Origin of the sequence: Sorangium sp. So ce295, assembly GCF_051527405.1 — a bacterium.
Classification (GTDB): Bacteria; Myxococcota_A; Polyangia; order Polyangiales; family Polyangiaceae; genus Sorangium; species Sorangium cellulosum_B.
Map to the genome: position 1 here is coordinate 9,659,335 of NZ_CP150324.1, position 12,667 is coordinate 9,672,001.

Below are 12,667 nucleotides of genomic sequence, written 5' to 3' on the forward strand. Positions count from 1 at the left end.
CGGATCCAGGCGCGGAGCGCGGCCAGCCCGGCCTCGTCCACGATCTCGGTCCCGAGGGGCGGCATCGGAGGATGGCGGGGGATCGGGCGATCATTGACCGAAGCCATCGTCCTTCTCGGCGATGTCGTTCACGTCGTCGTTGCCCTGGTAGATCGACTGCGCGGCTGAAAAATGCTGCTGGGTGTCGCCGCGGACCGTCGCGCGTCTGGTCGTGAGCACGAAGACCGTGCCTTCATGCCAATCTTTGGCCGTGTGGCTCTTTCCCGGCGCCGAGACCGCCAGATCGCTCAGATTATCGTTGTTGTAGTCGCCCGCTTGAAGGACGCGCCCGAAAGAGTCCCCGTCACCATGAAACTCGCTGCATATCGGATAGGAGGACAAGCCGTACCCGACGAGGCTCTCCTGGCTCCAGCGCTTGCTGGACGCGGCGGATAGCCCGCCTGGCAGGCTGTACATGGTGTACACGGCGCCGGTGGAGCTATCGCCCGTTCCGCGGTCATGGGGCGCGCCGATCATCAGATCGTCGCCGTGTTGCCCGTCGAGGTTGCCGGTCGCGAGCGCCCAGCCGAACCGTGCCCATTTGACCTCGCCGCCTCCCAGCAGCCACGGATAGAAGAGCTGGTTGCCAGCGGTCGACAGTCCTGCGCTCGTGCCATAAACCACGCTCACCGAGCCCTGAAGCCAACTGTTGACGAGGGTGCCGTCGGGCGACACGCCGTCCCCGGGCGCGCCGACGGCCAGGTCCGCGAACCCGTCGCCGTCGAAGTCTCCGGCTGCGAGGGCTTCGCCGAATATACCGTGGACAGGGGCATTCCCTTGCAGGCCGTCGTACCCGGGCCTGAGCGTGCTCGTCGCCCTGGCCGTGAAGCCGCTCGATGTGCCGTAGACGAGCGAGATCATGCCCTCGCCGTACCAATCGGTGGCGATCGCCAGATCATCGTAGCCATCACCGTCGAAATCGCCGGCCGCGAGCGCGGTCCCTGCCCAGTAGATGTCTCCGCAGCTCCCCTCGAGCGACAAGCAGCGCTGCGTGCTGCCGAGCTTACCGTAGCCGAGCCCTTTTGCGGTGTCCGAGCCGTAGATGATGCTGACGCCGCCCGTGGGATAGTCGTCCCCCGGCACGCCCACGGCCAGGTCGTCGATGCCGTCACCGTTGAAGTCGCCCGACGCGAGCGAGGTGCCGAACCGGCCGCCGTGCTCCGGGGCCCCGGCCACTCCCGGGGAATCCTGGGTGATGAGCTGTGCTCTTGCGCTCCCAGCATGGCCGCCCGGCTGGAGCCCCGCGAGGACCTGTCCTTGCGCAGGCAGGCCATAGATGATGGCGACGGCTCCGGCTGCGGCCGCTCCTGCCTGGTCCCGCTCGGGGACGCCGACCGCGAGGTCGGTCCAGCCGTCGTTGTTGAAGTCACCCCACGCGACGGACGCCCCGAAGCGGTCGCCTGCCTCGGAGCCGACGCCCCTCATACCGAGGCTGTCCATCGTGAAGGTTTGATCGGGGCGCCCCGTGCCGCCAGCGCCGGTGGCCGACACTCCCTGGCTCGATCCGTAGATCACGTGAACCATGCCGGTATCCTGCTTGAGGAGCGCTCCGGGGAGGATCGTATCCTCGGATCCGACGGACACGACGAGATCGGCGTAGCCATCGTGGTTGAAGTCGGGCTCCGCCGCCCACGCCGGCGCGCTCGATCCGAGCACACCTGCTGTCACGAGGAGCATCGCCGCGCCGCGCCGCAGGGCCGTGAGGGCACGGGCGTCCGGCAGCGCAGGCGCTGACATGGTAGCGGGGGACAGAGGGAATATCGGCCTGATCATGGTGAGCTCTCCGGGCGAGTCGCGGCGCGCGTCTCGCGTTCGCGCCGCGCGATTCGTTGCTGGCGAGCCGGAGAGCAAGCGCCGATCCAGGTCCGGTTTTCGCGGGGCGAGCAGGGAGAAAGGCGGGCTCCGCGCGCCGTCCTGGAGGAGACAGCCTCCAGTTGCTGGAGGCTGCAGCCTCGAGTCAATCCAGGCCCATCCTAGCGCCTCGGCCCGTGGCCCTCGCCTCCGGCCGGAACAGCCCGGCGACCACTCCGAGGATCATGGAGACGTGTGCTGCGTTGTGCGGCTTCCGGATCTCGGCGCTCGCTCCCTGTGATCGACCATCGCCCCGATGGGACTGCTTCGAGCACCTGGCAGGGTCACGTACGGCGGCGGAGCTGCAGCGCGCCGAGCGCGACGCAGAACACGGCGGTGCCCCAGTGGATCGCGAGGTAGCCCGGGTGAGCGCCGCGCCACGCGAGCACGATGGCTCCGTCGACGACGGGGATCACGGAGCCGAGAAGCAGCGCGAGCGCCGCGGCGCGCCGCTCGCCAAGGAGCGTGAAGGCGATGAGCGAGGCGCCGACGGAGAGGTCGCGCGCTCCCTTGGCGACAGCGTACGCGGCGAGGCCGGCCAGCGGCGAGCCCGCGAAGCTCGCCGCGCTCGGCGCCACGCAGGACGTCGTCGTCGCCCGCGCGATCGCCGAGCTCGTGCACGACCCGGCGCGCGCGGGCGACGACGACACCCTGGCGCGAACCGTGGGCGTCTCGCGCGCCACGCTCGCCCTGCGGTTCCTCGAGGCCACGGGCGCGCCGCCCATGGCGTACCGGGCGACGCTGCGCACCGAGCACGCGCGCCGCCTGCTCCGCGAGACGACGCTGTCGAACCAGCAGATCGCCCACGCGGTCGGGTTCGCCACGGTGCAGGCGTTTCAGCGCGCGTTTCGGCGCGAGACCGGGGCGACGCCGTCGGTTGTCCGCGCGCAGCTGCGCGCCGCGCACGGCTGAATCACCGCGCAGAACGTCGATCAGCGCGTGACGTGGATCGAAATGAGCGGACATCTCGTTCGCTTGGGAATCGCCAGACCCTCGACGAGAGGATTCTTCTCCGTCACGGAGCCAGGGACGTCAGGGGCATCGAGCTGCGGTGTATTCGCCGTTGGCGTCGATGTCGTGGGTATCGGTGCCGCTCAGCCGGATCACGACCTCCGCGGCGTCGATGCTCACGATCTCCATCGTGCCGGACCTGAAGGAGCCGTCGCCCGACCAGCAGCCGTCCGTGTCAGGGCGGCTCACGGTGTAGTACGAGAACAACACCTCCGGCGCGCTCGGATCAATGATGCCGGGCACCTGCAGCGCAGGGGGAATGCTGATGCCCCACTGCCACTTGCCGCAGCCGATGGTCCCGGATGGATCCGCGCAGGAGCGCAGCGGGGCGCCGAAGATGATGAAGAGATCGTTCGGAGAAGTGCCCGGCCCCGGCCCGCCGGCGGAGGAGCTGCTTTCGGGCTCTCCGGGGAACTCATTCCTGAAGAGCGCGATCGCGCCGGCCGTCGCCGGCCCGGAGCCGCTCCCGGTCGAGGCGGAACCGCCATTCCCGACCGACGAGCCGCCCCCGGTGCCGGAGTTGCCGCCATTCCCGACCGACCAGCCGCCCCCGGTGCGGGAGTTGCCGCCGGCGCCGCCGCTGCCGGTACTCCGACGCGAGCCGCAGGCAGATGCCGTAGAGCCACGTGCGCAGCGCCGAGCTGCCGTCGAAGGTGTCGAGCTTCCGATGCACCGTGAGAAAGACTTCCTGACAGACGTCCTCGACGTCGGCCTCGCCGACGCCGAGCCTCCGCAGCACGCGCCACACGTACGCCGCGTTCTCTTCGAAAATCTCCTCGAGGGTCATCGCGAGAGGCCGGGGCGCAAGGAAGCCGGGCCCTGACCTGGATGGTCGCGAGCGCGCGGTTTTATGGAAGAAAAGCGACGCCGGGCTCCGAATCGGAAGAATCAGCGGAAGACACGGAAACATCATGGGAAATCGACGCCGAGAACGACGTCCGCCGCCCCGGCGAGCGGCGCCATCCGGAAGACCTCGCGGTCCCGGCCCTGCGCCTCGATGTAGTAGAAGGAGTCACGCACGATCGGCACGATCAGCCCGAGCCCGCCCCCCACGGTGAGCGGGCCGGCGAGCTGCCGAGTGAGGCGGACGTCGAGCGCGCCGCCCGCGGTCAGGCGCTCGTCGATGCGGCGAGCGCCGCAGCGACGAGCCCGAGGCGTGCTGCGCAGCGCGCGTTCACGGGCCCGGCGAGGCCGCGATCCCGACGCAGGTGTTCTCCTCGGCGTTCGCGCCGTCCGGCAGCGTCGAGACGGTGGCCACGGAGAAGAGCGTTCCGCGCGCCGCGTCGTGGTGCAACGTCGTGATCGAGCTGGCGCGCTCGTTGATCACGTAGGCGAAGCGGACGCCCGGATGCTGCCATGTCTGCAAGCCACGATCTCACGAATGAAAGGCATCGGGCGTTCGCCTCAGGGAAAACCCAGGGAAAGCCTGAAGGATCACCCTGGCCCGCATCCTGCTGAGGACGTAGACCAGAGCGCCCGTGACGGCTTCCCCCCCGCCGTCGAATGGGCGCTCTTTTTTTGTGCCCTTGTAGGAGGCGCACGCGGCTCCGCCCCATGCGGGTAGGACCGGCGCGCTCGGCTCCCGGGCGTCCGTCGCTCAGGGCGCGCCAAGGAACTCCCGGATCGTTGCGAGCGCCTCGTCGCGCGCGTCGTCGAGCACCGCGTGCCCGGCGCGGGGGAAGCTCCGCGCCTGGACGAGCTCCCGGGGCAAGGCGTCGACGAGATCGCGCGCGTCCGCGGTCGTCGCGAACGGGTCGAGATCGCCGGACAGCACGAGCGTGGGGCACCGGACGCGCGCGAGGTCCGCGCGCAGGTCGTACGTCTGCATCTCACCCGCCACGAAATAGCCGCCCACGTCGAGGTGGAGGACAGCGCGGCGGAGCGCGTCCTCCTCCGGCGGCGACTGGCGGTAGAGCGGGAGGCAGACACGGATGTAGTCGTCGAAATTGGGCATCGGATCCGCGAAGAACCGGCGCGCGATGTCGGCCGCCTGCGCGCCCCCGAGCCGCTCGAAGACGGCCAGCATGCGATCGAGGCGGAGCTTCGCGGTCGTGCTCGTCAGGATCAGCTTCCCGGGGTGATCGGGGTATCGCGCCGCGTACGCCTGCGCCACCATGCCTCCGAACGAGCTTCCGAGCACGACGGGCCGCTCGATCTCGAGCGCGTCGCAGAACGCCCGCACGTCGTCCGCCCACGTCTCGAGGTTCCACCGCTCGGGCCCGCTGCGATCGCTGCGCCCGCAGCCGCGGTGATCCAGATAGACGACCTGCGCCACCTCGGCGAGCGCCGAGCCGAACGGCACGAACTCGGTATGATCGCCTCCCGGCCCGCCGTGCAGCAGGATCACGGTAGGTCGCTCCCGCATCGCGGGCCCCTCGGGGACGAGCTTCGCCCCTTCCACATCGAAGAACAGCCGGACATCGCCTGTCTGCACTCTCATCGTGATCGAGTGAAATCACGGTCCGTGGCGCGGCGCCAGGCCTCGCGCCGCCGGCAGAACGCACCATGTGCGGCCGATCGCCGCGCGACGCTCCGGCGGCGGCGGCCGGCGTCCGCCGCTGTTGCCGCGCTCGCCTCGTCGCTGCTGAAGCCGAGCTCGGCGTCCTCGCGCAGCCAGGCCACGTGCCGCTCGACGTCGGCCGAGACGCGCACCTGCGCGGCCACGTCCTCGGGCCGCACGAAGGACGCGGCGGCGTCGACGTGCTCGGGCATCACCAGGCTCGCGAGGAGCCGCGGCGAGAGCGCGTTCGTCCGCCACTGCGCGTGCGCCTGCTCGTTCAGCGCCTCTCCGCGCCCGATCGAGAGCCAGAAGCAGCCCGGGTGATGGCACGGGGGCAGTCGCCCCGATGTCCCAAGGACAGGCTATGCCCCCTCGGAGTACCGGAAGAAGCCATGGTCAGAAGACGCCCAGATCGAAGGATAGCTCCCGCTCTCTGCGCGAGAGCAACAGGGCTTCGATCTCGTCGAGGATGCCAGCGAAAACAGCCCGCGCGGAGCCCCGAGGTCGTCCGGCTGGCGCTCGATACGGCGCGCGCGCTCAAGCACGCGCTGACCGACACGGAGAGTTCGAGATCGCCCCGCCCGTGCGGGAGAGCGAGGCGACGAGGCGGCTCCTGTTCACCCGCAGCGAGCTCGACGCGCTGATCGCGCCGCCCGCCGAGCGGACGTGGGTCGCGTGTCGGCGCGCGCTGCGAGACGCCGGCGTGCAGGCGAGCGGTCTCGATGGCGTGATCCTGGTCGGCGGCGCGACGCGGGTGCGGCAACTTCGCGACTACGTCGGCCAGGCGATAGTACGAACCGCCAAGCCGCCGAGTACGCCAAGCAGAGAGCAAAATCTTGGCGTCGCCCGCGGCTTGGCGGGTCATTTATTGGTTGATCAACGTGTTCGGTGCTTTATACTACAGCCGCACTTACGCGCCCATCTACGGGTGTACGGGTGTACGGGCGTAGACGCGCGGACGGACACCGATTTTTTGACGCTTCTGATGTTTACAGCCGCACTTCGGATTATGTGCGGCTATCGTACTGAGCGGCGGCAGCTCTCCTATGGCGGCGCCGCCCGTCACGATGACGGTCGAACGGCCGCGCCGTGGGACAGCGCTCCGGTATAGCTGATAATCAATCTCGAGGTCAAATGAATATCTTCCAACGCAGGGTGCTTCGTGGTCTGTCGGTTGGTCTCCTGTCACTCGCGGCCGGAGGCTGCGAGGCCGGCGTCGACGCCGAGGGCAGCGAGATCGAGAGCGAAGAGCTCGTGGCAGAGAGCCAGCTGGAGCTCGTGGTGTGTGGTCTCGGCACCTGCCCAGCAGGGCACTACGCCGCTGGCTACCGGCGCCAGTCCAGCTGCAGTGGAAGCGGAAACAACGCGACCGTGTGCAACGCCCTGCCGTCGACAGGCACCTTCACTCAATGCAGCACGTTGAGCACGTGCGCCGCGGGCTTTTACACGTCCGGCTACCGACGCGAGTCCGGATGCGTCCTCAGCGCCGGCAGCTCCGGCAACAACGCGAAGCTCTGCACATCGCTGCCGTCGACAGGCACCTACACTCAGTGCAGCACGTCGAGCACATGCGATGCGGGATTTTACACGTCCGGCTACCGACGCGAGTCCGGATGCATCCTCAGCGCCGGCAGCTCCGGTAACAACGCGAAGCTCTGCACATCGCTGCCGTCGAGCGGCAGCTATGTTCAATGCGGCCTGTTTGGCACTTGCGCCCCAGGCTTCCAGGTGACTGGCCAAAGGCGAGAGTCCGGATGCATCCTCAGCGCAGGAAGCACCGGCAACAACGCGACCGTGTGCTCCCGGTAAAGAGGAGCCGCGCAGCTCGTCCTGGCCCGCAGCTCGCTTCGCCGGGCGAACGCTGGCCCCACTTTCGCAAGGCGCATCCCTGCCGTTCAGGAATCAGACTCCTCGCAGCGGCCGTGCGCTCCGGGCGCGGAAGCGCAAGAAGGCGACCGCCTGAGCGCGAGCGGCCAACGAAGCCGAGCGCGTGACGGTCCTCGAGAGGATCGCCGGCGCCGGATCTCGGCCGATTCGATGCTGCACTCCACGAAGCCCTGCGTGTTCGTGGAGACGTTCATCTCCCACCGCGGCGGACCCTCCCGGATCCCGCGGAGCACCTTCTCGACGTCGCGCTCCGCGACCACGCGCAGCACCCGCTCTTCCGGGTCTGGCTGGCCCTCCAGAACGCGCCCAAACCCATGCTCGGGGCGCAGGGGCGCCGCATGGAGCCGCTGCCCCTCCGGCCCGAGCGCGTGCACTTCGAGGTCGCCCTCCTGCTCTGGCCGGCGGACGACCAGCCGCTCGTGGGGCACTTCGAGCTCCGGCGGGCCCGCGTCGACGCCCCCCGTCACGCCGCGCGCGGGGAGACGGCGTTGCTACGCTGATACAGCGTCACTATCAACTCGACGCTGGCGACCGACAGGTGGTCAAGAGGGAAAGTGTCGAAAGGCAGCCTGAACTCCTGCCAATCGGGTCCCACGGTGAGCGCCCGCGACGGCAGCGTCGACCTCAGGGAGCGGGGGTGAAGGCGACGGTGAGCGTGTAGGGGCCGCTGTTGATCGACGTGTAGGTGTCGACGATGACGAACAGGGGCTCGCCGCCGGTGACATCGATCACGAGCGTCTCGTCATGGCCGCGGCCTTCGTCGTCGACGCACGCGAGCTCGGAGCCGAAGTCCGCGCAGCTCTCGCGCAGGTAGATGCCCAGGTCGGTCTCGGCGGACAGCGTCAGCGTGAGCGTGCCGTCGCTCGGCGGCGTGAACGTGTGGATCGTCTCCGGCGCGTCCCATCCGAGGCAGCTGCCCTCGAACACCGAGGGGCCGGTCGCCGTGTTGCCCGTGTTCTCGCCGATCACGAGCTCGACCGCGTTCTCGCACAGCACGTCGGGCTCGTAGGCGCACGTGGCGGAGCAGCCATCGCCGCTCGTGGTGTTGCCGTCGTCGCATTGCTCGGCCGAGCCGACGGCCCCGTCGCCGCAGACGACCGGCGTGAAGCTGACGTTCAGGGTGTAGGGACCGGCCTCCCGCGGCTCATAGGAGTCGACGACGATCGGCACGGTCTGGCCGTCGCTCACGTGGATCTCGATCCGCTCTTCGTCGGGCAAACCATCGTGGGGGTAGTTCTCGTCGGAGCAGTCGATCTCGGAGAGCATGTCCGCGCACGAGCTACGGGCATAGACGCTATGCTCGGTCGGCGACTCGAGCTCGACCACGAGCGTGCCCGACTGCCCGGCGGGCGGCGTGAACAGGTGGATCTCCTCCGGTCCGTGCCCCGTGTTGCCGAGGTAGCAGGTCCCTCCCAGCCCGCTCGTGCCCCCCGACGTGTCGCCGTGGATCGTCGTCGAGACGATCGGTGTCGCGCTCGCGCAGGCGGCCTCGGCGATCGGGGTGCAGGTCGCGGCGCAGTCGGTGTCCGCGCAGTCGTAGGACCCGTCCCCGTCGTCGTCCTCGTGGTTCGCGCAGTCCGTCTCGCCTGGCGTGCAGACGCCGCTCAGGGTGTCGCACACGCCGAGCGAGGGGCACTGCGCGTTCGAGGTGCACCTCGGGACGCAGGCCCGGATGCCACCGCCGATGTCCTCGCAGGCATAACCGTCGCGGCACTCCGACGACGCGCTGCAGAGCGCCAGGCACGCGCCCACGCCATCGAAGATATCAAGACAGACCCCGCCGTCGCACTCTCCGCCCGGCGTTGGCTCGGCCGCGGGCTCACACAGGTCCGAGCAGAGCCCGGACGGGTATCCAAGTTCCTCCTCGGAGAGGCAGATGTCCCCGGTGCACTCATCGTCCATCGCGCAGGCCTCGTACAGCGCGCCCGCCGGCCCGCCTCCGCCGCCACCGGTGCCGGTTGGCTCGGCGCCGCCGCCGCCACCGGTGCCGGTTGGCTCGGCGCCGCCGCCGCCACCGGTGCCGGTTGGCTCGGCGCCGCCAGCACCGCCTCCGCCGGTGGGCTCGGCGCCGCCAGCACCGCCTCCGCCGGTGGGCTCGGCGCCGCCAGCACCGCCTCCGCCGGTGGGCTCGGCGCCGCCGCCGCCACCGGTGCCGGTTGGCTCGGCACCGCCGCCTCCGCCGCCACCGGTGCCGGTTGGCTCGGCACCGCCGCCTCCGCCGCCACCGGTGCCGGTGGGCTCGGCGCCGCCAGCACCGCCACCGCCGGTGGGCTCGGCGCCGCCAGCACCGCCACCGCCGGTGGGCTCGGCGCCGCCGCCACCGCCGGTGCCAGTTCCGGTGCTCGTGGCGTCGACGCCGCCGCCACCGCCAGCGCCGCCGGAGCCGCCATTGCCGCCGGCGCCGACCTGGCCGTCATCGTCTCCGCAGCCCGCGGCAGCCGACAGCGCCAGCACGAAAAGACCTGCAACGAGTCGTACGTTCATCCACCTGCTCCAACGCAAGAGAGAGCTGTCGTGACGCGACGTGGGCCTCACCCCACGGCGCAGCGTGATGCCATCTTCGGCACAACCGATCCGCCTGGCAAACCCCCTTTCATGAAGGCCGCCTGCCTCCGCCGCGCGCCAGTGCGCGCGGCCGCCGGATCCGGGCGTGGCTGCGCATCGCACGGAGAATCGCGCGCGGAGCGCACAATGCGCCTGGCTCGTCTGCTGAGAGGGCTGCTCTTCTTTCATCAAACGCTCCGGACTCGCCCTCCGAAAGTACGCGCATTGAGGGTCGGTGTTTCAGGCACATTGGCACGGAGGGCTCCGCAGCCAGCGGAGTGACCTCCTGGGGTAGCTGGTGTTGATCAGGAACCTCGTATCGGAAAAACCTGCCGCGAATACCTGGGCAAGAGCAGGATCGGGATCCGAGTGAAGCGGCCAGGCGCGGGGCCCTATGCGCTGTCGAGCATGATGGACGCGAGCTTCATGGCCGCTGCCTCCAGGTGCGCCTGGCGGCGACGTCGCCCACACTCTCCCAGGTGAACGCGTGACCAGCACTTTGTTGGGTTTCCTTGTTGTGTGAACGTTCACATGTCGTTTATCATCTCGGCACTCGAAGCGCTTCGAAAAGGAGGGCCGATGCCCGTTTCTCACCTCGGAGGAAATTTATGATCACACGAGTCACGGGCGCAGCGCTGCTCGCCGCAGGGACCCTGACGCTGGCCGCGTGCGGTCGCAGCGACGACGGCGAGTCCGGCGGCAAGGAACTGCGCATCTGGCACTACGAGGCTCCCGAGAGCGCCATGGGCGTGGCCTGGAACGAGGCCATCAAGGAGTTCGAGGCCACTCATCCGGGCGTGAAGGTCAAGCTCGAGGAGAAGGGCTTCGAGCAGATCCAGAAGACCGCGCCCATGATCATGAACTCCAAGAGCGCCCCCGACGTCATGGAGTACAACAAGGGTAACGCGACCGCCGGGCTGCTGTCCAAGCAGGGCCTGCTCGAGGACCTCACGCCCGAGGTCACCAAGCGCGGCTGGGACAAGCTGATCAGCCCGAACGTGCAGGCCGTCGCCAGGTACGACGAAAAGGGGATCATGGGCGGCGGCAAGTGGTACGGGGTCCCCAACTACGCCGAGTACACGCAGGTCTACTACAACAAGGACCTGTTCAAGAAATACGACGTCAAGGTCCCGACCACGTTCGACGAGTTCACCAAGGCGATGGACGCGTTCGTCGCCAAGGGCGTCACGCCGCTGGCGAACGCCGGCGCCGAGTACATGGCGCAGCAGTACGTCTACCAGCTCGCGCTGGAGAAGGCCGACCCGCCGTGGGTGAACGCGTTCCAGCGCTACACCGGCAAGGCCGACTTCACCGACCCGGCATGGACGTACGGGGCGACCACGTTCGCCGACTGGGTGACGAAGGGCTACATCGCCAAGAACTCGGTCAGCGCCAAGGCCGAGGATGCCGGGGTAGCGTTCATGAGCGGCAAGTTCCCGATGATGTTCTCCGGGAGCTGGTGGTTCGGCCGCGTGTCCAAGGAGGCCAAGTTCGACTGGGGTACCTCCGTGTGGCCCGGCGCCAAGATGACCCTCGGATCGGGCGGAAATCTGTGGGTCGTACCGGCAGGATCGAAGAACAAGCAGCTCGCCTACGACTTCATCGACATCACGTTGAAGAAGAAGATCCAGAACATTCTCGGCAACGCGGGCGCGGTGCCGGTGGCGGCCGACAGCTCGGCCATCACCGAGCCCAGGGCCAAGAAGCTCAACGACGACTTCAACACCCTCGCCCAGTCGAGCGGCCTGGCGTACTACCCGGACTGGCCGGTCGCGGGCTTCTACGATCAGTGGGTCTCGCATACCCAGAAGCTCATGAACGGCGATTCGCCGCAGTCGGTGCTCAGCGGAATCCAGAGATCCTACGACAGCGGCCTGCCCAAGTGACGACACGCAGCTTGACGGGGCGTGACCGGCTCGCCTACCTGCCCTACCTGATCCCCGGGCTGCTGCTGTTCGCCGGGGTCATCGGGGCGCCGTTCCTGATGAACATCGGGACCAGCTTCACCGAGTGGGCCGGCGTCGGCACCCCGACGTGGGTAGGGCTGGACAACTACCGGGAGCTGGCGACGGACGGCGAGTTCTGGGCGTCGTTCCGGCACAACGCGCTGGTCATCGTCGGGATGGCGATCCTCCCGACGATGATCGGCCTCGTGCTGGCCGCCGTCTTGACCGACCTGATCGACCGGCACTTCGGCCCGCGCACCGCCAGCGCCCTGCGCGCCTGCATCTACCTGCCGCAGGTCCTGCCAATCGTCATCGCGGGCATCGTGTGGAGTTGGCTGCTCGCCCCAGAGAACGGCGCGGTGAACGTCCTGCTGGACGCGATCGGGCTCGGCTCGCTCGCGCATGACTGGCTCGGCGATCCCGCCACCGCGCTGTGGAGCGTCATGGGGGTCATGGTCTGGATCCAGATCGGATTCCCCCTCGTGATCTTCATGTCCGGGCTGCAGCGCGTGGACCCCTCGCTGTACGAGGCGGCCGAGCTCGACGGGGCCTCGTGGGCGCAACGCTTCTGGCACGTCACCATCCCGCAGATCAGGCCCGAGATCTTCGTGGTGCTGCTGTGGACGACGATCGCTGCGCTCAAGGCGTTCCCGCACATCTTCGTGCTCACCAGGGGCGGCCCGGGAGGCGCGACCAGCGTGCCGTCCTACTACTCCTACGTCAATTTCTTCGAGAAGACCGACGTCGGCTACGGCTCCGCGATCGCCACCGTGCTGACGCTGATCATCATCGCGCTCACCATCGCCTTCCTGCGGCTGCAGGGCGGTGAGCTGGGGGAGGAGCGGTGACCGTGACGCTGACCGAGAGCCCGGTGAGCGCACCCGCGCGG

At 69.0% G+C, this 12,667-nt stretch carries 15 protein-coding genes; 6 read left to right on the forward strand and 9 right to left on the reverse strand.

The window, feature by feature from the left end:
- Positions 1–90 precede the first annotated feature (90 nt).
- Together WMF11_RS36645 and WMF11_RS36650 are read right to left on the reverse strand one after the other, a co-directional pair.
- Positions 91–1,776 carry an FG-GAP repeat protein gene (locus WMF11_RS36645; RefSeq protein WP_437974041.1) on the reverse strand — a complete coding sequence of 562 codons (1,686 nt, stop codon included), beginning with the start codon at positions 1,774–1,776 and terminating at the stop codon, positions 91–93.
- A 398-nt stretch (positions 1,777–2,174) separates the two neighbouring features.
- Positions 2,175–2,540 (reverse strand): DUF4267 domain-containing protein, encoded by a 366-nt coding sequence (locus WMF11_RS36650; RefSeq protein ID WP_437974042.1) that lies wholly within the window; start codon positions 2,538–2,540, stop codon positions 2,175–2,177.
- A gap of 13 nt (positions 2,541–2,553) precedes the next feature.
- Between WMF11_RS36650 and WMF11_RS36655 the strand changes: the two genes are divergently transcribed.
- Positions 2,554–2,802 carry a helix-turn-helix domain-containing protein gene (locus WMF11_RS36655; protein WP_437974043.1) on the forward strand — a complete coding sequence of 83 codons (249 nt, stop codon included), beginning with the start codon at positions 2,554–2,556 and terminating at the stop codon, positions 2,800–2,802.
- A gap of 120 nt (positions 2,803–2,922) precedes the next feature.
- On the opposite strand, the gene WMF11_RS36660 is transcribed toward WMF11_RS36655, so the two are convergent.
- The 6 genes from WMF11_RS36660 to WMF11_RS36685 form a co-directional block, all read right to left on the reverse strand.
- A complete protein-coding gene (locus WMF11_RS36660) occupies positions 2,923–3,144 on the reverse strand; it encodes a hypothetical protein (protein WP_437974044.1) in 222 nt (73 codons plus the stop codon).
- 172 nt (positions 3,145–3,316) lie between these two features.
- Positions 3,317–3,688, reverse strand: coding sequence for an RNA polymerase sigma factor (locus WMF11_RS36665; protein WP_437974045.1), 372 nt, complete (start codon positions 3,686–3,688; stop codon positions 3,317–3,319).
- Positions 3,689–3,810: 122 nt separating this feature from the next.
- On the reverse strand, positions 3,811–3,954 hold the full coding sequence (locus WMF11_RS36670; RefSeq protein WP_437974046.1) for a hypothetical protein: 144 nt from the start codon (positions 3,952–3,954) through the stop codon (positions 3,811–3,813).
- Positions 3,955–4,075: 121 nt separating this feature from the next.
- Positions 4,076–4,267: a beta-propeller fold lactonase family protein gene (locus tag WMF11_RS36675; protein WP_437974047.1), complete on the reverse strand. Its 192-nt coding sequence runs from the start codon at positions 4,265–4,267 to the stop codon at positions 4,076–4,078.
- Between the two features lie 231 nt (positions 4,268–4,498).
- Positions 4,499–5,341 carry an alpha/beta fold hydrolase gene (locus WMF11_RS36680; RefSeq protein WP_437974048.1) on the reverse strand — a complete coding sequence of 281 codons (843 nt, stop codon included), beginning with the start codon at positions 5,339–5,341 and terminating at the stop codon, positions 4,499–4,501.
- Entirely contained in the window at positions 5,338–5,613 is a 276-nt protein-coding gene (locus tag WMF11_RS36685; protein ID WP_437974049.1) for a hypothetical protein, read from the reverse strand. Before WMF11_RS36685 ends, WMF11_RS36680 begins: the two co-directional genes overlap by 4 nt.
- A 371-nt stretch (positions 5,614–5,984) precedes the next feature.
- Between WMF11_RS36685 and WMF11_RS36690 the strand changes: the two genes are divergently transcribed.
- The 3 genes from WMF11_RS36690 (at position 5,985) to WMF11_RS36700 (ending at position 7,788) form a co-directional block, all read left to right on the forward strand.
- Positions 5,985–6,512 (forward strand): Hsp70 family protein, encoded by a 528-nt coding sequence (locus WMF11_RS36690; RefSeq protein WP_437974050.1) that lies wholly within the window; start codon positions 5,985–5,987, stop codon positions 6,510–6,512.
- 23 nt (positions 6,513–6,535) lie between these two features.
- Positions 6,536–7,210, forward strand: a complete 675-nt coding sequence (locus WMF11_RS36695) for a hypothetical protein (RefSeq protein ID WP_437974051.1) — start codon at positions 6,536–6,538, stop codon at positions 7,208–7,210.
- A 416-nt stretch (positions 7,211–7,626) separates the two neighbouring features.
- On the forward strand, positions 7,627–7,788 hold the full coding sequence (locus WMF11_RS36700; RefSeq protein ID WP_437974052.1) for a hypothetical protein: 162 nt from the start codon (positions 7,627–7,629) through the stop codon (positions 7,786–7,788).
- Positions 7,789–7,912: 124 nt separating this feature from the next.
- Here the strand turns inward: WMF11_RS36700 and WMF11_RS36705 are convergent, their stop codons facing one another.
- On the reverse strand, positions 7,913–9,772 hold the full coding sequence (locus tag WMF11_RS36705; RefSeq protein WP_437974053.1) for a DUF4215 domain-containing protein: 1,860 nt from the start codon (positions 9,770–9,772) through the stop codon (positions 7,913–7,915).
- Between the two features lie 668 nt (positions 9,773–10,440).
- Between WMF11_RS36705 and WMF11_RS36710 the strand changes: the two genes are divergently transcribed.
- Entirely contained in the window at positions 10,441–11,718 is a 1,278-nt protein-coding gene (locus WMF11_RS36710; protein ID WP_437544175.1) for an ABC transporter substrate-binding protein, read from the forward strand.
- Positions 11,719–11,729: 11 nt separating this feature from the next.
- Positions 11,730–12,626, forward strand: a complete 897-nt coding sequence (locus WMF11_RS36715; protein WP_437974054.1) for a carbohydrate ABC transporter permease — start codon at positions 11,730–11,732, stop codon at positions 12,624–12,626.
- The last annotated feature ends 41 nt before the right edge of the window (positions 12,627–12,667 follow it).

Excerpts from the sequence above, each read along its gene's own strand:
- WMF11_RS36645 (WP_437974041.1), bottom strand. The coding sequence starts at position 1,776 with ATGTCAGCGCCTGCGCTGCCGGACGCCCGTGCCCTCACGGCCCTGCGG.
- WMF11_RS36665 (WP_437974045.1), bottom strand. The coding sequence starts at position 3,688 with ATGACCCTCGAGGAGATTTTCGAAGAGAACGCGGCGTACGTGTGGCGC.
- WMF11_RS36680 (WP_437974048.1), bottom strand. The coding sequence starts at position 5,341 with ATGAGAGTGCAGACAGGCGATGTCCGGCTGTTCTTCGATGTGGAAGGG.
- WMF11_RS36685 (WP_437974049.1), bottom strand. The coding sequence starts at position 5,613 with ATGCCCGAGCACGTCGACGCCGCCGCGTCCTTCGTGCGGCCCGAGGAC.
- WMF11_RS36695 (WP_437974051.1), top strand. The coding sequence starts at position 6,536 with ATGAATATCTTCCAACGCAGGGTGCTTCGTGGTCTGTCGGTTGGTCTC.
- WMF11_RS36700 (WP_437974052.1), top strand. The coding sequence starts at position 7,627 with ATGGAGCCGCTGCCCCTCCGGCCCGAGCGCGTGCACTTCGAGGTCGCC.
- WMF11_RS36705 (WP_437974053.1), bottom strand. The coding sequence starts at position 9,772 with ATGAACGTACGACTCGTTGCAGGTCTTTTCGTGCTGGCGCTGTCGGCT.
- WMF11_RS36710 (WP_437544175.1), top strand. The coding sequence starts at position 10,441 with ATGATCACACGAGTCACGGGCGCAGCGCTGCTCGCCGCAGGGACCCTG.